Raw genomic sequence first — 21,877 nt, 5'->3', positions numbered from 1 at the left:
GATCAGCTCAGGCGTTGGGGGCCAGCGACGTGCCGGCGCCCCGGCGCCGCACGGGCGCGTGCACGCCGTCGGTCACCGGGCCCGACGCGCCGACGGTGACGAGCGCCTCGTCGCCCAGCTCGCCCGACTCCACCGGCTCAAGCGACTCGGCCGGCTCGGGCGCGTCGAACGCGTCGCTGGCCCCGGTCGACGCCGGGACTCCCTGGTGCTCACCGCAGCCGCCGGAGCCGCAGCCGCCGGTCCCGCACTGGTCGGCGACCGCGTCGGCCGAAGCGACGCGGCCGCCGACGTCCGCGCCGCCCCCGGGGTTCGCGGAGTTCGTTGCGGCGCCTGGCCGGTCGGCGCCGATGACGACGAACCCGGCGTCGGCGATCATCGCCAGGTCATCACGGGTGGCCTGCCCCTCGCTGGTCAGGTAGTCGCCGAGGAACAGGGAGTTGGCGATGTGCAGCGCGAGTGGCTGCAGCGAGCGCAGGTGCATCTCGCGGCCGCCGGCGATGCGCAGTTCCGCGGCGGGGGCGGCGAACCGGACGAGCGCGAGGATGCGCAGGCAGCGGGCCGGGGTGAGCCCGGTCAGCCGGGTCAGCTCGGTCCTGGCGGCCGCGTCGGACGGCGATCCGGTGTTGGTGAGCGCGGCGTCACCGAGCGGCGTGCCCTCGAACGGCATGAGGAAGTTCACCGGGATCGAGTCGCTGTCGATGTCGCGCAGCGCGAACACCGCCTCGACGATCTGCTCGTCGGTCTCGCCCATGCCGACGATGAGGCCCGAGCACGGCGACAAGCCCGCGCCCTTGGCCTGCCGCACGGTGTCGACGCGGTCGGCGTAGTCGTGCGTGGAACAGATGTCGTCGTAGTGCGATTCGGCGGTGTTGAGGTTGTGGTTGTAGGCGTCGACGCCAGCCTCGCGCAGCGTCTGCGCCTGCCCCTCCTTGAGCAGGCCGAGGCACGCGCACACCTCGAGGTCGGGGTGGCTCTCCTTGAGGCGGCCGACGATCGTGCCGACGCGGTCGACGTCGCGGTTGGTCGGTCCGCGGCCGCTGGAGACGAGGCACACGCGGGTGGCGCCGGCGTTGATGCCGTGGCCAGCCTGCTCGACGGCCTCGTCCGGCTTGAGCCAGGAGTAGACGGGGATGTCCGCGTTCGAGCCGAGCCGCTGGGAGCAGTAGGTGCAGTCCTCGGGGCACAGGCCCGACTTGAGGTTGACGAGGTAGTTGGCCTTGACGGTGGTGCCGAAGTACCGGCGCCGCAGCGTGCCGGCGGCCGCGACGAGACTCATCACGTCGGCGTCGTCGCCGCGCAGGATGGCCAGGGCATCATCGGTGGACAGCGGCGATCCTGCGAGGATGCGCTCGGCGAGCTCGGCGTAGGTCTTGAACATTGTTCAAGGCTACCGAGCCGGCTGAACGCTGTTCAAGAGTTCGCGAAGGGAGGTGTGGCTGTGGCCCTGAGCCGCGACGCGATCGGCGACGCCGCCCTGCGTCTCGTGCAGGCCGCGGGGCTGTCGTCGCTGTCGATGCGGGGCGTCGCGACCGAACTGAACGTCGCCCCCGGCGCCCTCTACTGGCACGTCGACAGCAAGCAAGAACTGCTGGCCCTGTTGGCCGAACGGATCCTGGCCGCACCGCCGTTCGCCGACGGAGCCGAGAGCGCCGGTGCTGAGGGAGCCGGTGCCGCCACCGGTGCCGCGGTCGGCGCGGAAGCCGTCCGCAGCGCCCATGAACTCGCCGTGGACCTGCGCGACTCGTTGCTGGCCGTGCGCGACGGTGCCGAGATCGTCTCGTTCTCCCGGGCGCTCCACCCGGACGCCCCCGTGCCGCTGCAGCCGTTTCGGCGAGTGCTGTCGAACGCACTACCGGAGCGCGAGGCCGACTGGGCCGCACGCACGCTCGTGCATTTCGTGCTCGGATCGGTCGCCGAGCAGCAGAACTACGCCGAACTCGCCCGCGCCGGCATCCGTAAGAGCGGCGCGAGCGGATCGGCCGATGCGGCAGACCCGACCGGTGACGCCGCCCGGCACGGGCAGTTCGACGACGAGTCGGCGAGAGCGGCCTTCGCCTACGGCGTCGACGCGATTCTGCGCGGCGCGGGCGCCTGAGGCGCCGCCGCGGCGCCCGGGGCGGCCGCGTCAGGCCGAAGTCAGGCCGAAGTCAGGCCCAGCGCCGCCTCCCGTACCTCGGCCAGCGGCACGCGAGCCCCGACACGGGCTCCGAGGGCGGCGGCGAGAGCTTCGTCGCGGATCGGCGCCGACAGATCGCCCTGCTGGAAGAGGAAGGCGACGTCGAGCACGACGTACCGCACAGTGCCGTCGTCCAACAGCTCCTGGAAACGCGAACGACCGGGCGCGAACTCGCAGTCGATCATGGGAAACGTGCGCTGCCGCTGAGTCTGTCGGTCCCAGGTGCGCACGGACGCGACGGTGTCGCTCGGCTGCTGCCCGTGGGCGGTGACGTTGTCGGCGACGACGGCGCCGACGCGACCCGGGATGCCGGCGAGGGCCTCCAGGCCCACCCAGCCGCTGTCGACGGCGAGGGTGACGAGGGCGTCCCAGTCCTGACCGGCGGCGACCGTCGCGACCGGCGCCCCGCAGAACGCCATGTCGTCGACCGCGCACCCGTCGGTGTTGACATCGATGCCCTGGTGATCGGGCTCCACGACGACGTCAGCGACATCGACGGCGTCGGCGGCGTCGGGGGCGCCCACCGAGCCCTGCCGGACGACCAGTCGGCTCCCCTCCTGAGCGGCACGCTGCAACGCCGCGACGAGTTCGGCCTCGGAGGCGGGGCGCAGCGTCTCGAGCGGGCGGGCGGTTCCTTGGCTCATACCACCGTCCTACGCTCGGCGAAGCGGATCCGGCAAGCGCGCGACGAGCCGCAGCGCGCCAGTAGCGAACCCAGGAGTCAGGCGATGCTGCGGGAGGCGCCGTCGATGCCGATCGTCTGGCCTGAGATCGACCGCGCCGCCGGCGATGACAGGAAGTACGCCAGCGCGCCGATGTCGGCGGGATCGACCATGTACTTCAGCGACTGCAGCGCCAGGGCCTGCGCGGTCACCTCCTCGACGCCGACGCCGGCGGCCTGCGCACGGCCGGCCATGACCTGTTGGATGCGCTCACCGTCGACGAGCCCGGGCGCGATGGCGTTGACCCGGATGCCGTGCTCGCCGAGCTCCATCGCGAGCGTCTCGACGAGCGCGAGGATGCCGCGTTTGACCACGGCGTACGGGGCCCGCCGCGGGTAGCCGTGCCGGCCGCCGAGGGAGGAGATGAACACCAGCGACCCCGACTCCGACCGCTTCAGATGCCGGATCGACTCGCGCGTCACGAGGAAGTGCCCGGTGAGGTTGACGTCGAGCACCCGCTGCCAGTCCGCCAGCGCCATCTCCTCGACCAGGCACGTCGGCCCGGCGATGCCCGCGTTGTTGACGACGACGTCGATCCCGCCGAGCCGCTGCGCGGCGTCCGCGACGAACGCGCGCACCGCCTCCTCGTCCGAGACGTCGCACACCTGCCCGGAGACGGTGCCACCGGCCGCGGTCAACTCGGCGGTGGCGGCGGTCAGCGCCGCCTCGTCGATGTCGCAGATGTGCACCCGGTCACCCGCCTGCGCGAAGGCCGCCGCGATCGAGCGCCCGATGCCCGCGGCACCCGCGGTGACGATGACGGCCCGTGGGTCGGGCCGTCGCGTGTCGAGCTCGGACATGGGGTTCCCCTTTCGTCGAACCGCATGACGACACTCGCACGTCGAGCGCCCCCGTGGAACCCACGGAGCGTCCGCGACGGGAAGCGGCGAAACCCCGACGCGGGGCGCTGCTCGCGCGTTACGTTGCGGCGAAAGGACACCTGACAGGGAAGGCAGAGCCATGGCCGCGATCCGCAAAGTCATCATCACGTGCGCCGTCACCGGCGGGATCCACACCCCGTCGATGTCGCCCTACCTGCCGTCGAACCCGGACGAGATCGCGGACTCGGCGCTGGCGGCGGCGGAGGCGGGCGCGGCGGTCGTGCACCTGCACACCCGCGACCCCAAGGACGGGCGGCCCTCGCAGGATCCGGAGCACTTCGAGCCGATCCTGCAGAAGCTCAAGGCCAACACCGACGCGGTGCTCAACATCACGACCGGCGGCAACCCGGCGATGACCGTCGAGGAGCGGCTGCGCCCCGTCAAGGCGTTCAAGCCCGAGCTGGCGTCGCTGAACATGGGGTCGATGAACTTCGGGCTCTACCCGATGCTCGACCGCTACCAGGAGTGGAAGTACGACTGGGAGGCCCCGGCGCTGGAGCGCTCCCGCGACGTCGTCTTCAAGAACACCTTCAAAGACATCGAGACGATCCTCGAACTCGGCGCCACCAACGGCACGAAGTTCGAGTTCGAGTGCTACGACATCTCGCACGTCTACACGCTCAAGCACATGCACGACCGCGGCCTGACCCGCGGCCCCCTGTTCGTGCAGTCGGTCTTCGGTCTGCTCGGCGGCATCGGCCCGCACCCCGAAGACCTCATGCACATGCGGCGCACGGCCGACCGTCTCCTCGGCGACGAGTACCTGTGGTCGATCCTCGGTGCCGGCAAGTCGCAGATGCTGCTCGCCACGCAGGGCGCCATGATGGGCTCCCACGTGCGCGTCGGTCTCGAGGACTCGCTGTGGATCGAGCCCGGTGAGCTCGCCGAGAGCAACGCCGCTCAGGTGAGCAAGATCCGGGCCGCCCTCGAGGCGTTGAGCTTCGAGATCGCCACCCCCGACGAGGCCCGGCAGATGCTCGGTCTCAAGGGCAAGGACAACGTCGGGTTCTGACGTCAGACGGGTCGTCAGCGGGGCCCGCGAGCAGCCGTGGCCCCGCGCGACGGTCACGATTCAGGGTTCGTCCACAGTGCTCGGGTGACTAGGCCGTCCGGGCGAACCGGCAGGGGGTAGCCTGTCGCACGCCGTACAGGTCCAGCGGCACAGCACAGCGATGCGTGCCGAACCGACGGTCGAGGAGGCCGAGGGTGGAAGCGAGCACGACTGTGTCGCAAATCGAACTGACCGCACCGTTGACGGGGATCATGGTGCCGATCGAGCAGGTGCCCGATCCGGTGTTCGCCAAGAAGATGGTGGGCGAGGGCTTCTCGATCGATCCGCTGAGCAACGAGCTCATCGCGCCGGTCGCCGGTGAGGTCGCCGATGTCCAGCCGTCCGGTCACGCGGTGACCGTGCGCTCCGCCGAGGGCCTCGAGGTGCTCATGCACATCGGGCTCGACACGGTGAAGATGCAGGGCGAGGGATTCACCCCGGCGGTCAAGGAGGGCGACCACGTCGAGGTCGGTGACCTCCTGGTCACCTTCGACCTCGACACCGTCGCCACCCACGCCAAGAGCCTGCTCACCCAGGTCGTCATCGCCAACTCGGACCGCATCTCGGGCATCGAGCCCCGCGAAGGCCTGGTCACCGCAGGCCAGGATGTCGCGGCCCAGGTGGATCTCGCCGAGCAGGCCGAGGGCGGCGCTGCCGTCGGAGGCCGAACGGTCACCTCCGAGGCGCTGCTCGTGCCGAACCCGACCGGCCTGCACGCCCGCCCGACGGCGACCCTGGTCAACCTCGCGAAGAAGTTCACCTCCGACATCCGGCTGCGCCGCGGCGACGACTCCGCGAACGCCAAGAGCATGGTCGGCATCATGGGCCTGGCCGTGGCCCGCGGCGACAAGATCGTCATCACCGCCACCGGTCCCGACGCCGAGGACGCCATCGCCCAGATCAGCGACGGCGTGCGCACCGGCCTCGGCGAGGACTGCCCCCCGATCACCACCGACGACACCGGCCCGGTGCCGGCCGTCGACGAGGCCGAACTCGAGCCGGAGCCGGAGCCGGAGGCCACCGGCCCGCGGTCGGGCGACCCGAACCTCCTGCTCGGTGTCTCGGCCTCCCCTGGCCTGGGCGTCGGCACCGTGCTGCAGCTGCGCCACGACGACATCCATGTCGAGGAGTTCGGCGAGGACCACCACAAGGAGCGCCGCAAGCTCAACGCGGCGATCGACCGGTCGATCCTCGACCTGTCCGCGCTGCAGAACCGCCTCGAGAAGGAATCCGACCCCGACAAGGCGGCGATCTTCGCGGCCCACGCCGAGCTGCTCAGCGACCCCGACCTGCTCGACCTCGCGGTCAGCGCGATCGACAAGGGCAAGAGCGCCCCGTACGCCTGGCGCGGCGCCTTCAACACGTACGCCGACCGGCTCGCCGGCCTGAAGAACGAGGTGCTCGCCGGGCGCGCCAACGACGTGCGCGACGTGGGCCAGCGCGTGCTGGAGGAGCTGACCGGGCAGCGCAGCGAGAAGCCGGAGTTGGCCGAGGGCACGATCCTCATCGCCGAGGACCTCACGCCCTCGGACACTGCGCAGCTCGACCGCACTAAGGTCGTCGGCTTCGCGACGACCAACGGTGGCGCCTCGTCGCACGTCGCGATCATCGCCCGCTCCCTCGACATCCCGGCGGTCGCCGGCATCGAGGGGCGCGCGCTGGAGATCGCCGACGGGGCCAAGGTCGTGCTCGACGGCTCGAAGGGCACCCTGCAGCAGAACCTCTCGGACGCCGAGATCGAGTCGATCCTCGGCCGCCAGCAGCGGATGGCGGAGCGCAAGGCGCGCGAGGAGTCGCACAAGGACGAGCCGGCGATCACCACCGACGGCCACCAGATCAAGGTCGTCGCGAACATCGGTGGCGTCGAGGATGCGCAGGACTCGCAGACCAGGGGCGCCGAGGGCGTCGGCCTGCTGCGCAGCGAGTTCGTCTTCCTCGGCCGCACGAAGGCGCCGACGGAGGACGAGCAGGCGCAGGTCTACGCCGACTGCGCCCGCGCGCTGGCCCCGGGGCAGCCGCTGGTCATCCGCACCCTCGACGTCGGCGGCGACAAGCCGCTGCCGTACCTGCCGATCCCGGCCGAGGAGAACCCGTTCCTGGGCATCCGCGGCGTGCGCGTCGGCCTCGAGAAGCCGGAGGTGCTGCGGGCCCAGTGCCGGGCAATCATGAAGGCCGCGGACGCCGGGGCCGAGCTCAACGTGATGTTCCCGATGATCGCGACCATCGACGACTGGAGGAACACCAAGCGGATCTGGGACGAGGAGTACGCCAAGCTCGGCGCCACGACCCACGTGCCCGTCGGCATCATGATGGAGGTGCCGTCGGTGGCCGTCATGGCCAAGCAGTTCGCCGCCGAAGAGGGTTGCGAGTTCTTCAGCGTCGGCACCAACGACCTGACCTCCTACACCCTCGCGATGGACCGCGGGCACCCGAAGCTCGCCGCGCAGGTCGACCCGTGCAACCCGGCGATCCTCGCGCTCATCGGCAACGCCTGTGACGCCCTGCACGAGCACGGCAAGTGGCTCGGCATCTGTGGTGGTGTCGCGTCCGACCCGCAGGCCGTGCCGATCCTCGTCGGCCTCGGCGTCGACGAGCTGTCCTGCTCGATTCCCGCGATCCCGTCGATCAAGGCGCAGGTGCGCGCCTACTCGCTCGATCACTGCAAGGAACTGGCGGCCCAGGCCGTGAGGTGTGCCACCCCCGCCGAAGTGCGTGCGCTCGTCCCCATGGACGAGGACTGACGCCGTCGCCATCTGATTGGACAAGGATCAGTCATGACTGAGAGAGCAACTCAGATCGTCGATGCCGTCGGCGGTGCCGACAACATCGTCAACCTGTCGCACTGCGCCACCCGACTGCGGTTCACCCTGCGCGACGCGACCGGCATCGACTCCGCCCAGGTGGAGCAGATCAAGGGCGTCATGGGCACGGTGCCGCAGGGCTCCGACCGCTACCAGATCATCATGGGTGGCGCCGTGCAGAGCGCGTACGAGGAGATCAACGCGCTGCCGGAGATGAGCAACAAGAAGGAGATGTCCGCCGACGACGTCAAGGCCGCCGCCCGCGCCGGCGGGCCGCGCGGCAAGTACGCCTGGCTGGACAACTTCTTCGAGTTCCTCTCCGACAGCTTCCGCCCGATCCTCGGCGCGCTGCTCGGCGCATCGCTGGTCATCACGTTCATGGCGCTGATGAGCTCGATCGGCGTCATCGGCAACTGGGCCGACCCGCGCACCGAACTGCCTCCGGGCTGGGCGTTCATCAACCTCATGTGGCAGGCGGTGTTCACGTTCCTGCCGCTGATGGTCGCCTACAACGCGAGCAAGAAGATCGGCGCCGACCCGTGGGTCGGGTTCGCGATCATGGCGATCTGCATGCTGCCCGGGTTCAGTGGCCTGGGTGACCGGCCCGAGACGTACCAGACCCACCTCTTCGGCAGCGACGTGCCGACGATCGACATCTTCGGGGTGCCGCTGCTCATCCGCGACTACGGCTCGCAGGTGTTCCCGCCGCTGCTCATGGCGGCGCTGCTCGGCCCGCTGTACAAGCTGCTGAAGAAGATCATCCCGGACAACCTGCAGCTGATCTTCGTGCCGTTCCTCGCGCTCATCATCATGGAGCCGCTGACGGCGTTCCTCATCGGCCCGATCGGCATCTTCGTCGGCGCCGGCCTCGGTGGCCTGCTGCAGTCGATCAACGCGTTCTCGCCGTTGCTGTTCGCGATCATCATTCCGCTGGCCTACCCGTTCATGGTGCCGCTGGGTCTGCACTGGCCGATCAACGCGATCATGCTCGCGAACATCGCCTCCACCGGCTCCGACTTCATCCAGGGACCGATGGGTGCGTGGAACTTCGCGTGCTTCGGCGCCACGGCGGGCGTGCTCTTCCACGCGGTCAAGGACCGCGACGCGCAGATGCGGCAGACGGCGACCGGTGCGTTGGCGGCGGGTCTGCTCGGTGGTATCTCCGAACCGTCTCTGTACGGTATCCACCTGCGGTTCAAGAAGATCTACCCGCGCATGCTCGTCGGCTGCGTGGTCGGCGGTCTGATCATCGGCTTCGGTGGCGGCGTGACGATCAACGCGTTCGTGTTCACGTCGCTGCTGACGATCCCGGCGTTCAGCAACATCCTGCTGTACGTCATCGCGGTCGCCGCGGCGTTCTTCACCTCGATGTTCATGGTGATCTTCTTCGACTACCGCTCGGCCGAGCAGAAGGCGGCCGGCAAGGCCGACCTCGACGCGCCGGAGCCGGAGCCGGTCGTGGTCGTCGTCGGTGACGAGGAGGCCAAGCAGGGTAAGGACTGGCTCGCCGGCGTCGGCGGTGCCGAGAACGTCGAGAAGGCCGACCTCGTCGCAGGCACCCGCGTGCGTCTGCAGCTCAAGGACTCTTCGCGCGTCGACCTTCCCGCGCTGCAGGCCGCCGGGCTGCCCGGCGCGGTGCAGGTCGGTCCGCAGACGTGGCACCTTGTGGCCGGCGCCAACGCCGACCAGTACGCCACGACGTTCAACAAGCTGCTGGCCGCGCACCGCAAGAACGACAAGCCGGCGGCGGTGGCCGCGGGAGTCTGACCTGTCGTACCGTCCGCGCCCGGCTCCCTCGGGGGGCCGGGCGCGGGTGTGTGTGCGCACCCATCCGCCGTTGATCCCCAGGTCGCGCGCCGGTGGGCCGGTTATTCTCCGGCCATGACGGAGCTCGAGACGGAAGACGTGGTCATCGCCCTCGCGGTCGGTCGGGACCGGTTGTCTCGGTTTCTCATGTCGTACAAGTTCGCGATCCAGGAGATCGAGACCAAGCTGTCGATCCTGCGTCAGGAGTTCCAGCAGGTCCACCGGTATAACCCGATCGAGCACGTCAGCTCGCGGCTGAAGGACCCGCAGCAGATGATCGCCAAGGCCCGACGCCGCGGCTGCGGCCCCGACGAGGATTCGATCCGGGAGAACATCTTCGACATCGCCGGCGTGCGCGTCGTGTGCAGTTTCATCAGCGACGCGTACCGGCTGCAGCAGATGCTGTGCTCGCAGGACGACGTCGAGCTGCTCAAGCTCAAGGACTACATCAAGAACCCCAAGCCGAGCGGCTACCGGTCGCTGCACGCGATCGTCGCCGTGCCGGTCTTCCTCTCCGACCGCCGCATCGTCGTTCCGGTGGAAATCCAGTTCCGCACGATCGCTCAGGATTTCTGGGCGTCGCTGGAGCACAAGATCTTTTACAAGTACGACAAACACGTGCCCGGTCAGCTGAACTCCGAACTCATCCAGGCCGCCGAGACTGCCGCCGAGCTCGACGCCAAGATGGAACGGCTCGCCCAGGAGCTGCAGCCGCAGTTCGCCGAGTCGCCCACGCCCGTCAGCGAGGAGTCGGTGCGCACCTTCCTGCGGTTCATCGGCGGCAACGGAGCCGGGCCCGGGTAGGCCGATTGACCGCTCGTGAGAGGTCAATCCGTGCGGCCTGCGCGTCTGCGCAGGTCAGCGGGCCGGCTCCGTCTCAGGATGGGGCAGTGACCGCTCGGTGAGCGTCGAGAGGTCACCCCCGGGCCGGCTGTGCGATGACGCCTCTCGTCTGCGGCTAGCGTGGGAGTGATGAGGGGCACAGGGCACCAAGGGGACGAGTCGTCGGTCGCCACCTCGCGAGGGCTTCCGCGGGGTCGCCGTCTCGTGGCGCTCGACGCGCTGGTGGCGGTCCTGGTGGTGCTGTACGGGCTCCCGCTCCTGCCGGTCATGGCCGACGGATGGCGTCTGGTCGCCGTGAGCATCGTCAGCGTGGCCATGGGGGCGGTGCTGCCGTGGCGACGGCATCGGCCCCTGACCGTGTTGATCTCGTTGGTCGCGCTCGCCACGGTGCATCTGCTGCTGGGGGCACCCGTGATCCCGGCGGACGTGCTGCTCGCCTTGGCGGTGTACACGCTGGCCTCCCGGCAGGAGCGCGTCCGGTCCGTGGCCGGCGCGGGGGCGGTGGTCGCGTGGGTGCTGCTGGCGATCCTGCCGAATCGTGCCGCGCTCTATCTGCGCTGGTCCGACATCGCCGCCCTGCTCGGATGCGTCGCGTGGGCCTGGACATGGGGCAGCCTCGTGCGCACGCGCCGGGCCTACATCGCCGGGTTGCAGGAACGTGCTCGGCAGGCCGAGCGGGAACGAGAAGCTCGCGCGCGAGCCGCCGTCTCCGAGGAGCGAGCCCGAATCTCCCGCGACCTGCACGACATCGTGTCGCACAGCCTCGGGGCGGTCGTGGTCATGGCGGACGGCGCGGCCGCCACCGTCGATCGGGATCCGCAGCGCGCGAAAGCTGCCATGCTCACCGTGCGCGACACCGGCCGAGGCGCACTCGATGAGGTGCGTGGTGTGCTCACCGGGCTGCGCGACGAGCTGCGTGACGAGCACGCATCACCCGTTCCGGGCCTGGCCCAGCTGGGCAACCTCGTCGGCCGTGCCCAGGAGGCGGGGTTGCCGGTCAGACTGACCGCCTCCGGGGCGACGTGCGACGTCCCGCCCGGAGTCGGGACCGCCGCCTACCGGGTGGTGCAGGAGGCGCTGACCAACGTGCGCAAGCACGCCGGCCGGGTGGGTGCCGTCGAGGTGCGGGTGGAGGGCACCGGCTCCGGGCTGCGGGTCCGGGTGCGTGACGACGGTTCGGGCTCGACCCGCCCGCCGACGACCGAGGGCGGAGTCGGGCTGGTCGGCATGCGCGAGCGCGTCACCATTCACGGGGGCAATCTGCGCGTCGGGCCCCGCCGCGAGGGTGGGTTCGAGGTCGACGCGACCTTTCCGTGCAAAGGGGACCGATGAGAATCCGAGTCGTACTCGTCGATGACCAGGACCTCGTCCGGGCGGGTTTCGCGATGCTGCTCGAGAGCCGACCCGAGTTCGAGGTCGTCGGGGAGGCCGACGACGGCGACAGCGCGCTCGACCTGCTGACGAGCGTGGCCGCCGACGTGGTGCTCATGGACGTGCGCATGCCGCGGATGAGCGGTGTGGAGGCGACCCGGCGGCTGGTCGAGCGGGGGGATGCGCCGAAGGTCCTCATGCTGACGACCTACGACCTCGACGAGTACGCCTACGAGGCGCTGGCCGCCGGCGCCGGGGGATTCCTCCTCAAGGACACCCCCGTCGACGAGCTGGCGGCCGCGATGCGACACGTGCACGACGGCGACGCCGTCGTCGCGCCGAGCACCACCCGGCGTCTCATCGAGCACGTCACCAGCGGCCGGCCGCCCTCGGATCGGGCCGGCCACACCGACTCCCGGTTAGACCGGCTCACCCCGCGGGAGCGGGAGGTGCTGCAGCTCATCGCGCGCGGCCTGTCGAACGCAGAGATCGCCGCCGAGTTCGTCATCAGCGAAGGCACCGTGAAGGTGCACGTCGGGCGCATCCTGCACAAGCTCGGCCTGCGTGATCGGGTGCAGGCCGTCGTCCTCGCGTACGAGACGGGCCTGGTCCGCCCCTCCTGACCCGACCCCATCGGGCCGCGACCGACGTATGGCCGGAGGCATACGCGCGGTTACCGCTGCGGGCAGACGACACACCGCGCGCCGGTGGCGAGGCTGAGGGCATGGCTTTTCTCGTGGAGACCGACGGGCTCACCAAGCGGTACGGCGACCGAACCGTCGTCGACGGTCTCGACCTGCGGATCCCGGCCGGCTGCGTGTACGGCTTCCTCGGGCCGAACGGGTCGGGCAAGTCGACGACGATGAAGATGCTGCTCGCACTCGTCTCACCCAGCGCGGGCGAGGCCCGAGTCTTCGGGCGGCCGGTCAACCGCGACACCCGCCGCGGGCTCCTGCGCGACATCGGTTCGCTCATCGAGTCACCGCCGGGGTACGCGCACCTGACAGGGCGCGAGAACATGCGCATCGTGCAGCGGCTGCTCGACGTTCCGCAGACGAACGTCGAGGACGCGGTGCGCACCGTGCGGATGCACGATCAGCTCGACAAGCGCGTGCGCGAGTACTCCCTGGGCATGAAGCAGCGCCTCGGCATCGCGATGGCGCTCGCCCGGCGTCCGCGGCTGCTCATTCTCGACGAACCGACCAACGGTCTCGACCCGGCCGGCATCGAGGAGATGCGCGACCTGCTGCGGCGCCTGGCCGACGACGGAGTCACGGTCATGGTGTCGAGTCATCAGCTGGGCGAGATCGATCGGACCGCCAGCGTGCTGGGCATCCTCGGCCGCGGCCGCCTGCTGTTCCAGGGCACCCGAGCCGAGCTGTTCTCCGCCTCGACACCGGATGTCGTCATCGAGTGCTTCGAGCCGGAGCGCGCGGCGAGCGCGGTGCCGGACGAGCTGGCCGCCCGGTTCGTGGACGGACGCCTGGTGGTCCCGGCCCTGGACGACCGGGAGACCCGCCGGTTGGTGGACCGATTGGTCGCCGCGGGCGCGGGGGTGTACGGCGTGCGTCGGACCGAGCAATCGCTGGAGGACCTGTTCATGGATCTCACCGCCGGGGGTGGATTGTGACCTCGTCGTCGAATGTCGAGATCGCCAAGACGCGTCGGCTGCGCGTGTGGCCGCTGCTGCTGCTGTTGCCCCTGGCCGTCTGGGGCGTCACGGTTGTCCAGACCTTCGGGTCCGCCGCGCTCGGCGCGCTCGAGACCCGGACGGGTACGTGTGGAAGCTCCTCCTCGCCTCGGAGGCGATGGCGTTCTGCCTCATCGCGCCGTTGCTGCTGGCGGTGCTCGCCAGCCGGGTCGTCGACATCGAACACACCGATGGGGGATGGTTGCTCTCCTCGACGGCAGGCGTGACGCCCGGGAGCCTGTTGCGCGCCAAGTTCGGGGTGCTCGGCTCTCTCGTGGCCCTCGGCACGCTCGTCCCGACCGCGGGGTTGGCGGTGTTCGGCCTGGTCATCGGGGTCAGCGCCCCGTTCCCCACCGCGCAATGGCTCGGCTTCGCGGCGATGACGGTGGTCATCAACCTGACGGTGCTGGCCTTTCACCTGGTGCTCAGCGCACGCGTGGAGAACCAACTCGTCGGCCTCGCGGTGGGAGTCGTCGGCATTCTCATCGCGACGTTCTCGCAGGTGTTCCCGCCGTGGGCGGCGCACCTGATCCCGTGGGGCTACTACGGGTTGGCCACGCCGGCCGACTTCGTCGGGACGGATCTCGTGTGGTTCGACGTGTCCTATGCCAGCGGGCTGGCGCTGGCGATCGCAGGCGCGGTGCTGTTCGGTGTCGTCACGCGCCGATTCGACCGGCTGGAGGGTTGAGATGGAAAGCGTTCGGGTGGAGTTCGCGAAGCTGAGGCGGTCCGCGGCCTGGGTCGTCGTCGTGCTGCTTCCGGTGCTCGCGGTGTTGTCCGGAGGTGGGAGCACGGCAGGGTCCGCCGCCGGGTTCGACCAGGGCTGGCACACGCTGTGGGTGCGCTCGATCGGGTTCTACGGCATGGCGCTGCTGCCGGTCGGAGTCGGTGTGCTCGCCTCGCTCGTCTGGCGTCCGGAGCATCGTGGCGGCAACTGGAACGCCCTCATGGGCGGGCCGACCTCGACACTGCGGATCGTCATCGGCAAGGCCGCCGCGGTCTGCGCGCTGGCCGCGACGATGCAGGTGGTGCTGCTCGGGACGGTCGCCGTCATGGGAACGGTCGTGTTCGGTCTCGACGGCGCACTGCCGGGGCGTTACGTGGCGGCCAGCCTCGTGGTGTCGGTGGCGTGCGCCCCGGTGGCGGCGTTGCAGTCCGGGGTCTCGGCGCTGAGCCGTTCGTTCGCGCCCCCGGTCGCGGTGGCCTTGCTCGGCGGCGGGATCGGCACCGTCCTGCTCCTCATCGCGGGGCCGGTCGCCACGATCCTGCCGTACGCGCTGGCGACCGACGCCACCCAGCTCGGCACCGTGCTGGCGAACGGCGTGGGGACGAGCTTCTCGGCCTCCTCGCTCAGCGTGGCCAGCGTGGTTCGGCTCGTCGGCTCATCGGTGCTGGCCACGGCGGTGATCGTCGCCCTCACCACCGTGATCCTCGAGCGCCGCGACGTGCGCACCTGACGAGCGTCGGCGGGCTCACGGCTCCCGGAGCGCGTGACCGGTCGGGGTGTCGGCTGTCGCGAGGCCGGCGACCGGCCCTTCGTAGATGACGCGGCCGCCGTGGCGGCCGGGCCCGGGACCGAGGTCGATGACGTGGTCGGCGCGGCGGATGACGTCGAGGTTGTGCTCGATGACGACGACCGTGTGGCCGGCGTCGAGGAGCGCGTCGAGCACGCCCAGCAGGGTGCCGATGTCGCGCAGGTGCAGGCCGGTGGTCGGCTCGTCGAGCACGTACCGGGTCGGGGTCGTCGCGTCGCGCAGCTCCTTGGCGATCTTGACGCGCTGCGCTTCGCCACCCGAGAGCGTCGACAGCGCCTGCCCGAGCCGCAGGTAGCCCAGGCCGACCCGCTCCAGCTGCGCCAGCCCGGCGCGGATCTTTGGATCAGGCAGACGCTGCAAGGCGTCGGAGACCGTGAGGTCGTCGACGTCGGCGATGGTCAGGCCGTCGACGGTGTGACGCAGCGCCTCGGGGGTGAACCGGCGCCCGTCGCAGGCGTGGCACACGGTCTCCTGGCCGTCCATGAACGCCAGGTCGGTGTAGATCACGCCGAGGCCGCGGCAGTCGGGGCAGCCGCCCTCGGAGTTGGCGCTGAACAGGCCGACCGGTGCGCCGGTTCGGCGGGCGAACAGGCGCCGGATCGCGGTGCCGACGCCGGTGTAGCTCACCGGGGTGGAGCGCCGGTTGGCCGCCCCCGGGCGTTGATCGATGACGACCGCCTCGTGCCGGTCGACCAGTTCGGCGGCCAGGCTCGACTTGCCGGAGCCGGCGACGCCCGTGAACACGGTGAGCACGCCGAGCGGGATGTCGACGGTGACGCCGGCCAGATTGTTGCGGGTGGCCGACACAAGGCGCGCGTGGCCGCGGGGTGGTCGCGGCTCGGTGGTGAGTGGCTCGCGGTGCGTCAGCGCCTTCGCCGTCGGGGTGCCGGTCAGCGCCGCCCACTGGCCCTGGAAGACGAGGTGACCGCCTCCGGCTCCGGCGTCGGGGCCGATCTCGACGATCTGGTCGGCGACCGCCATGACCGCGGGGTCGTGCTCGACGACGAGCACGCTGTTGCCCTTGTCGACGAGGGCCCGCAGCAGCCGGGTCATCGACTCGACGTCACGTGGGTGTAGCCCGACCGTGGGCTCGTCGAAGACGTACAGCATCTCGATGAGGCTGGAGCCGAGGTGCTTGACGGTCTTGATGCGCTGCGACTCCCCGCCCGACAGGGTTGTTGTCGCCCGGCCCAGGTGCAGGTAGCCGAGGCCGATCATCGTCATCGCCTCGAGCCGCTCGGTGAGCGCCTGCAGGACCGGCGCCACCGCGGGCTCGGAGACGCGGCGCACGACCTCGGTGAGCTCGGTGACCTCCAGACGTGCCAACTCGCCGATCGTGTGGCCGAGCAGCGTTGCGGTGCGGGCGTCTTCGGCGAGCCGGTCGCCGCCGCAGTCGGGGCAGGTCGCGGAGTCGGTGAAGCGCTCGATCGTCGCGCGCTTGCGGTCGGAGAGGTTGTCGGAGGTGTGCAGGTAGATGCGTTCGAAGCGCTCGACGACGCCCTCGTAGTCGGCCGGCGGGCGGGTGCCGAGCCGGGCCGCGGCCTCGTTGCCGTACAGCAGCGCCTCGCGTTGCGTCGAACTCCATTCGCGCAGCGGGGTGTTCGCGTCGAAGCTGCAGATGTCGGCGTACTGGGAGTACCAGTAGCCGCCGTTGCCGAACCCCGGCAGCCGGATCGCGCCCTGCGCCAGCGACTTGTCGAGGTCGAGAAAGCGGTCGACCGCGGAGACGACGACCTGCCCGAGGCCGGAGCAGCGCGGGCACATGCCGGCGGGGTCGTTGAACGAGAACCGGTTGCTGTCGCCGACGTGCGGCTCGCCGACGCGGGAGTACAGCAGCCGCAGGTAGGTCCACGTGTCGGTGATCGTGCCGACGGTCGAGCGGGCGTTGCCGCCGAGGCGGCGCTGATCGATGACGACGACCGGCGAAAGTCCCTCGATGTGTTCGACGTCGGGGCGCGTCCAGCGCGGCAGCCGGTTGCGGACGAACGGTGGATACGTCTCGTTGAGCTCGTGGCCCGCCTCCGCGGCGATCGTGTCGAACACCAGGCTGGACTTGCCCGACCCGGAGACCCCGACGACGACCACCAGTGCGCCGCGGGGGATGTCGATGTCCAGGCCCGCGAGGTTGTGGGTGCGGGCGCCTCGGATGCGGATGGAGCGGTCGCTCATGCCCGCGACCGTACGGGCCTCTGCGGACGGGCTGAGTCCGCAACCGCTCGGTCGGGCGCGACGGGTCGACTCAGCGCGTCGGCAGGATCGGCCCGTCGTCTCCTGAGCCGGGTTCCTCGGCCGGCGGGCGGTAGCGCGACGTGAGCAGCCAGGCCGTCCAGCCGAGCATGAGCACCATGAAGACGACCAGGGCCACCCACATGGAGGCGCTCATGCGCGGCGGATCGGACTCGTTCGCGAGCACGGTCTCGACCTGCATCCACGTGAGCAGCGCGCCGGTGAGCGCGGCCACCGTCAGCACGTCGTCGGTGAAGCGGCGGCGGAACTCGCGGCGGCGGTTCGGGTGGGCGTCGTCGAGCCAGTAGTCCTTGTGCGGCACATTGATGAACGTGCCGCTGCCGCGGCTCAGCACGGCCGCCAGCAGCGGCAACCCGGCGAGCATGCCGACTCCGAGCAGGCCTATGAACAGGAGGTGTTCGCCGCGGCTCGACCAGCCGTCGGCCGCGCCGCCGGCGCCGAAGTGGGAGGCCACCCGCTCCGGGAGCCGCCCCGCCGACCAGAGCAGCACCCCGGCGTACGCCGCACACGCCGCCGCCCACACCGCCCGCGCCCCGCTCATCACGCCCCCATTCTCCGCCGAAGGTGCTCCCCTTCTCTGCCGAAAGCTCCTCATACCCGATACTCGGCCGAAGGCTGCCCTTTCGGCCGAGAGCTCCTACGACAGCCCTAGCCCCCGACCGAAAGGGCAGCCTTCGGCAGGGTGTGGGGGTTACTCCGGGGCGGTCAGGGTGGCGAGTTCGTGGGCGTCGGCGTTGCCGCCGCTGACGATGGCCGCGCACCGGGCCGGCCGGTTCGGGTCGGCGAGCAGACCGGCGAGGGCGGCGGCACCGGCTCCCTCGGCGAGGGTGTGCGCGTGGGTCGCGAGCAGCCGTCGGGCCGCGTCGATCTCGTCGTCGTCGACGAGCAGGAAGTCGTCGAGCCGGGCCCGCAGCACGGCCTGGGTGCGCTCGAACGACGCCGCGGTGGCCAGGCCGCTGGCCCGCGTGGTGCACGGCGCGGTCGCGGGCTCCCCGCTCTGCCACGCGCGATGGGCGGCGGGTGCCTGGGCCGACTGCACGCCGATGATCCGGCAGTCCGGCGCGAGGGCGTCGCGCACGAGGCACGCCCCGGCGGCGCCGGTTCCGCTGCCGACGGGCAGGTACACGGCCTCCAGATCGGGGTGGGCGCGCAGCAGTTCGAGACTGACCGTGGCGTGCCCGTGCAGGATCTCGACGTCGTCGGGACTGACGAAGCGCCAGCCCCGCTCGTCCGCGACCGACCGCGCGTGCTCCAGCGCCTCCGACATCGTCGGCCCGTGCAGTTCGACGTCCGCGCCGAGCGCCTTCGTCGCGGCGATCTTGCCGTCGGGGGCGCTCGTCGGCATGACGATCACCGCCGGCAGCCCGTGGCGGGCGGCGGCGAACGCGATCGACTGGGCGTGGTTGCCGGTGGAGGCGGTCACGAGCCCGGCGGTGTCGGGCTCAGGGCCGCGAGCAGCGCCAGACCGCCGCGCACCTTGAACGCGCCGGTGGGCTGGGTGTTCTCGAGTTTGAGGACGACGCCGGCCCCGACGTACTCGTCGAGCGTCGGGTAACGCCAGGCGGGGGTGGGCGGCAGCTGCCTCGCGATGGCCTCGGCCGCGCGCAGCACGCCCTCGTACGTCGGGGGAGTCGGAGGTCATGCCTCGCACTCTGCGTCATGATCGCCCGCGAGTCCAGGCGCCGCACTGGCCCTGCCTATTGACTCGCGGCCTGGGGCTGCGCCGGGGCGTGCCGATCGTGGTGCTGCTCATCGTCGCGATGCCGATAGTGCAGGTCAACGCGATGACCGTCGCCCTGCAGGGAGGGCCACGGCGAGCGCGAGTTGCTCGACGGGCTCGGGCGCACCATCGCCGGACAGGGTCCATTGCTCGGGGCGTTGTTCGAGAGCCTGTGCACACTGTCCGTGCGGGTCATCGCCCAGAGCCTGGACGCCCGCGTGTCCCACGTGCGCACGCAGCGGGGTGAGCGGGAGGTCGACCTCGTCGTCGAAGCCGGGGCCGGGCGGCTCGTGGGCATCGAGGTCAAGCTCAGCGCCAGCGTGGAAGCGACCGACGTGCGAAACCTCCTCTGGCTGCGCTCCCAGCTCGGCGCACGGGTCCGCGACCTGGTGGTTCTGACTACCGGGTCGCAGGCCTACCGGCGATCCGACGGAGTCGCCGTCGTGCCCCTGGCGCTGCTCGGTCCCTAGTGTTCCGAGGCGGGGCGCCGGGTGGGCCGCCGCGTCGCGAGGGATCCTGTAGTCAGTCCAGTTCCACCGAAGAGGACCTATGACTCCCGAACCCGCCCCCGAGGCCATCGAGCACGTCGACGTCCTCGTCATCGGAGCCGGTATCTCCGGTATCGGCGCCGCGCGTTACCTCGCGCACGAACACCCCCGCCGCCGGGTCGTCGTCCTCGAGGCCCGGATGAGCTTCGGTGGCACGTGGGATCTGTTCCGCTACCCGGGCATTCGCTCCGACTCCGACCTGCACACGTTCGGCTACGAGTTCAAGCCGTGGCGCGAGAAGGAGGCGATCGCCGACGCCGATCAGATCCTGCGCTACCTGGGCCAGGCGCTGGCGGAGAACGACCTGGCGCAGCAGGTGCGTTACGGGCACCGCGTCGTGCGCGCCGACTGGCGCAGCGAGCGGGCGCACTGGGTCGTCACCGTCGAGCACGGCGGGCGGACGATCACGATGACCGCCGGGTGGATCTTCGCCGGCACCGGCTACTACCGCTACGACGAGGGATACACACCGGTGTTCCAGGGGCGGGAGCGGTTCGCCGGGCAGATCGTGCACCCGCAGTTCTGGCCCGAGGATCTCGACTACACCGGCAAGCGGGTCGTCGTCATCGGCAGCGGCGCCACCGCGGTCACCCTCGTGCCGGCGCTGGCGCAGCGGGCCGCGCACGTGACGATGTTGCAGCGCACCCCCACCTACGTGCTGCCCGTGCCGCGCGTCGACCGGCTCGCGACGCTCCTGCAGGCCTGGCTCGGCCCCGACCGCGGCTACGCCGTGAGCCGGCGCGTCAACATCGCCCGGCAGCGCGCGATCTGGAGCTTCTGCCAACGCCGACCCCGCCTGGCGCGCCGGCTCATCCGCTGGGTCAACACCAGGCAGCTGCCGCCGGGTTTCGACGTCGACCGGCACTTCAACCCGCCGTACGACCCGTGGGACCAGCGGCTGTGCGCGGTGCCCGACGGCGACCTGTTCCGCGTCATCCGCGAGGGCCGCGCCGACGTCGTCACCGACCGGATCGTCACGTTCACCGAGACGGGCGTGCAGCTCGCCGGCGGCGAGCACCTGGAGGCCGACGTCATCGTCACCGCCACCGGCCTGAACCTGCAGGTGTTCGGCGGCATCGAGTTGCGCGTCGACGGGGAGCCCGTCGAGGTCGCGCAGACCGTCGTGCACCGCGGCACGATGCTGTCCGGGGTGCCGAACCTGTCGCTGTCGGTCGGCTACACGAACTCCTCGTGGACCCTCAAGGTCGGCATCCTGTGCCGCTACTTGTGTCAACTGCTTGCTCATATGGACGCCCACGGGTACGACACCGCGTACGTGGTCGCCGACCCCGGCATGCCCACCCGCCCGCTGCTGGATTTCGGAGCCGGCTACGTGCAGCGCTCGCTGGGGGAGCTGCCCCGGCAAGGCCCGCACGCCCCCTGGCGGATGTCGATGAACTACCACGACGACCGCAAGCTGCTCGACGGTCCGCTGATCAGCGAGGGGTTGCACTTCCGGCGCTCCCGCGAGCACGCCGTCTCCGGAGGCCGGGGAGTCGTCGCATGACCGGCTCCCGTCGAGCGAGAGGTGTCCCGTGTGAGGTGCTCTGCCGTCCACTGCCACATGGTGAGACGGTCACAGGGCGCTGACCTGGGGTTTCGTCGGACCTGTCCCGATTGACCACTCGTGAGTGGTCAATCCGGCGCCTCACAGGACTCGCGCCGTCTCCGGTGTCGCGCGGCGACGGACCGCCTCGTCGGTGGCCGCGCGTCCAGGTGCCGCGGGCCCACGGGCGGCCGGTGACTACGGTGGGGGCGAGCCATCACGACGAGGGAGCTGCCATGCCACGCGATGCCGCGCCGCACGTCGACCACCCGGATTACGCGGACTGGCGGATCACCCGGCGGGCGCTGACGGTGGCCGCGTCGATCGCGGTGTCCATGATGCTCGTGACGACGTGGCTGAACTCGATCGTGTGGGCCCGGCCCGACGCCGCGTGGTGGGAGCGGACCGTCTCCCTCGCGTTGGTGGCCGCGGCGGTCGCGCAGGCCGTGTTCTGCTGGTGGCGTCGCCGGCAGCTCGACCTCGCCGGCCCCGGCGGTGCCTGGAGCCCGGTCGCGCAGGAGGGCTTCGCCGCCCCGCGGGTGCGCACGGCTCTCCTGGTCGCCGGCACCGTGGTCTTCGCCATGTGGGTGCTCTCCGGGGGCTGGGCGTTGACCGCAGCCTTCGCCGTCCTGGCCGTCGTCCTGCTCGTCCGCCTCGTCTGGGCCAACCGCGGCGCGCGCGGCTGACGGCCTTCGCGGGACTCGGTCTCCGGCTCGCGGTTGCGCATGGAGCTCGGCGGTGCGGTTGCAGTCGAAACGCCGAGCGCCGACCGCAACCGCCACGGTGCGGACGGCTCCGATCTGAGACTGTGGCGAGCCTGCCTGTGAGTGCATCGGGAAAGGCTGCCCGACAGTGGCGGTAAACCGACACCCTGCCAAGGAGACCGAAGGGTTCGCGCCGGTGAAACGCCCGCCTAAGCGAGCGGGCCGATGACCACACC

The 21,877-nt window shown here is 70.8% G+C and carries 18 protein-coding genes and 1 pseudogene; 13 read left to right on the top strand and 6 right to left on the bottom strand.

What is annotated here, in order from left to right:
* Positions 1-7: 7 nt before the first annotated feature.
* Entirely contained in the window at positions 8-1,378 is a 1,371-nt protein-coding gene (gene bioB, locus PINTE_RS00810) for a biotin synthase BioB (RefSeq protein ID WP_068424850.1), read from the bottom strand.
* Between the two features lie 60 nt (positions 1,379-1,438).
* On the opposite strand from bioB, the gene PINTE_RS00805 reads away from it, so the two are divergent.
* A complete protein-coding gene (locus PINTE_RS00805) occupies positions 1,439-2,095 on the top strand; it encodes a TetR family transcriptional regulator (RefSeq protein ID WP_068424847.1) in 657 nt (218 codons plus the stop codon).
* Between the two features lie 41 nt (positions 2,096-2,136).
* Here the strand turns inward: PINTE_RS00805 and PINTE_RS00800 are convergent, their stop codons facing one another.
* Positions 2,137-2,820, bottom strand: coding sequence for an FAD-binding protein (locus PINTE_RS00800; protein WP_068424844.1), 684 nt, complete (start codon positions 2,818-2,820; stop codon positions 2,137-2,139).
* Between the two features lie 77 nt (positions 2,821-2,897).
* Positions 2,898-3,698, bottom strand: coding sequence for an SDR family oxidoreductase (locus PINTE_RS00795; protein ID WP_068424841.1), 801 nt, complete (start codon positions 3,696-3,698; stop codon positions 2,898-2,900).
* 160 nt (positions 3,699-3,858) lie between these two features.
* Between PINTE_RS00795 and kce the strand changes: the two genes are divergently transcribed.
* The 9 genes from kce to PINTE_RS00750 all read left to right on the top strand — a co-directional run bounded on the left by kce (position 3,859) and on the right by PINTE_RS00750 (position 14,798).
* A complete protein-coding gene (kce, locus tag PINTE_RS00790; RefSeq protein ID WP_068424839.1) occupies positions 3,859-4,791 on the top strand; it encodes a 3,5-dioxohexanoate:acetyl-CoA acetone transferase in 933 nt (310 codons plus the stop codon).
* A gap of 212 nt (positions 4,792-5,003) precedes the next feature.
* Positions 5,004-7,571, top strand: coding sequence for a phosphoenolpyruvate--protein phosphotransferase (gene ptsP / locus PINTE_RS00785; RefSeq protein WP_245642728.1), 2,568 nt, complete (start codon positions 5,004-5,006; stop codon positions 7,569-7,571).
* A 33-nt stretch (positions 7,572-7,604) separates the two neighbouring features.
* Entirely contained in the window at positions 7,605-9,398 is a 1,794-nt protein-coding gene (locus PINTE_RS00780; RefSeq protein WP_068424833.1) for a PTS transporter subunit EIIC, read from the top strand.
* A gap of 114 nt (positions 9,399-9,512) precedes the next feature.
* Positions 9,513-10,241 (top strand): GTP pyrophosphokinase, encoded by a 729-nt coding sequence (locus tag PINTE_RS00775; protein WP_068424830.1) that lies wholly within the window; start codon positions 9,513-9,515, stop codon positions 10,239-10,241.
* Between the two features lie 243 nt (positions 10,242-10,484).
* On the top strand, positions 10,485-11,612 hold the full coding sequence (locus tag PINTE_RS00770) for a sensor histidine kinase (protein ID WP_084343055.1): 1,128 nt from the start codon (positions 10,485-10,487) through the stop codon (positions 11,610-11,612).
* On the top strand, positions 11,609-12,274 hold the full coding sequence (locus tag PINTE_RS00765; RefSeq protein ID WP_068424826.1) for a response regulator: 666 nt from the start codon (positions 11,609-11,611) through the stop codon (positions 12,272-12,274). Before PINTE_RS00770 ends, PINTE_RS00765 begins: the two co-directional genes overlap by 4 nt.
* Positions 12,275-12,375: 101 nt before the next feature.
* Positions 12,376-13,281, top strand: coding sequence for an ABC transporter ATP-binding protein (locus tag PINTE_RS00760; RefSeq protein WP_068424823.1), 906 nt, complete (start codon positions 12,376-12,378; stop codon positions 13,279-13,281).
* A gap of 148 nt (positions 13,282-13,429) precedes the next feature.
* On the top strand, positions 13,430-14,029 hold the full coding sequence (locus PINTE_RS00755; RefSeq protein WP_068424820.1) for an ABC transporter permease: 600 nt from the start codon (positions 13,430-13,432) through the stop codon (positions 14,027-14,029).
* Between the two features lies 1 nt (position 14,030).
* Positions 14,031-14,798 (top strand): ABC transporter permease, encoded by a 768-nt coding sequence (locus PINTE_RS00750; RefSeq protein WP_068424817.1) that lies wholly within the window; start codon positions 14,031-14,033, stop codon positions 14,796-14,798.
* Positions 14,799-14,813: 15 nt separating this feature from the next.
* Here PINTE_RS00750 and PINTE_RS00745 read toward each other — a convergent pair whose 3' ends face one another.
* From PINTE_RS00745 to PINTE_RS00735, 3 genes and pseudogenes are all read right to left on the bottom strand, one after another.
* Positions 14,814-17,045 carry an excinuclease ABC subunit UvrA gene (locus tag PINTE_RS00745; protein ID WP_068424814.1) on the bottom strand — a complete coding sequence of 744 codons (2,232 nt, stop codon included), beginning with the start codon at positions 17,043-17,045 and terminating at the stop codon, positions 14,814-14,816.
* Between the two features lie 70 nt (positions 17,046-17,115).
* Complete coding sequence (locus PINTE_RS00740) at positions 17,116-17,664, bottom strand: DUF1648 domain-containing protein (RefSeq protein ID WP_068424811.1); 549 nt, start codon at positions 17,662-17,664, stop codon at positions 17,116-17,118.
* A gap of 150 nt (positions 17,665-17,814) precedes the next feature.
* A pseudogene (locus PINTE_RS00735) lies at positions 17,815-18,734 on the bottom strand (threonine ammonia-lyase).
* Between the two features lie 213 nt (positions 18,735-18,947).
* Between PINTE_RS00735 and PINTE_RS00730 the strand changes: the two are divergent.
* The 3 genes from PINTE_RS00730 to PINTE_RS00720 all read left to right on the top strand — a co-directional run bounded on the left by PINTE_RS00730 (position 18,948) and on the right by PINTE_RS00720 (position 21,623).
* Entirely contained in the window at positions 18,948-19,313 is a 366-nt protein-coding gene (locus PINTE_RS00730) for a DUF4143 domain-containing protein (RefSeq protein WP_068424808.1), read from the top strand.
* A gap of 79 nt (positions 19,314-19,392) precedes the next feature.
* Positions 19,393-20,898: a flavin-containing monooxygenase gene (locus PINTE_RS00725; protein WP_068424805.1), complete on the top strand. Its 1,506-nt coding sequence runs from the start codon at positions 19,393-19,395 to the stop codon at positions 20,896-20,898.
* Positions 20,899-21,173: 275 nt separating this feature from the next.
* A complete protein-coding gene (locus PINTE_RS00720) occupies positions 21,174-21,623 on the top strand; it encodes a hypothetical protein (RefSeq protein ID WP_068424802.1) in 450 nt (149 codons plus the stop codon).
* Positions 21,624-21,877 lie beyond the last annotated feature (254 nt).

Origin of the sequence: Piscicoccus intestinalis NBRC 104926, from assembly GCF_001515525.1 — a bacterium.
Classification (GTDB): domain Bacteria; phylum Actinomycetota; class Actinomycetes; order Actinomycetales; family Dermatophilaceae; genus Kineosphaera; species Kineosphaera intestinalis.
The sequence above is the reverse complement of the archived record's forward strand: the minus strand, read 5'-3'. Positions and strand labels throughout refer to the sequence as shown.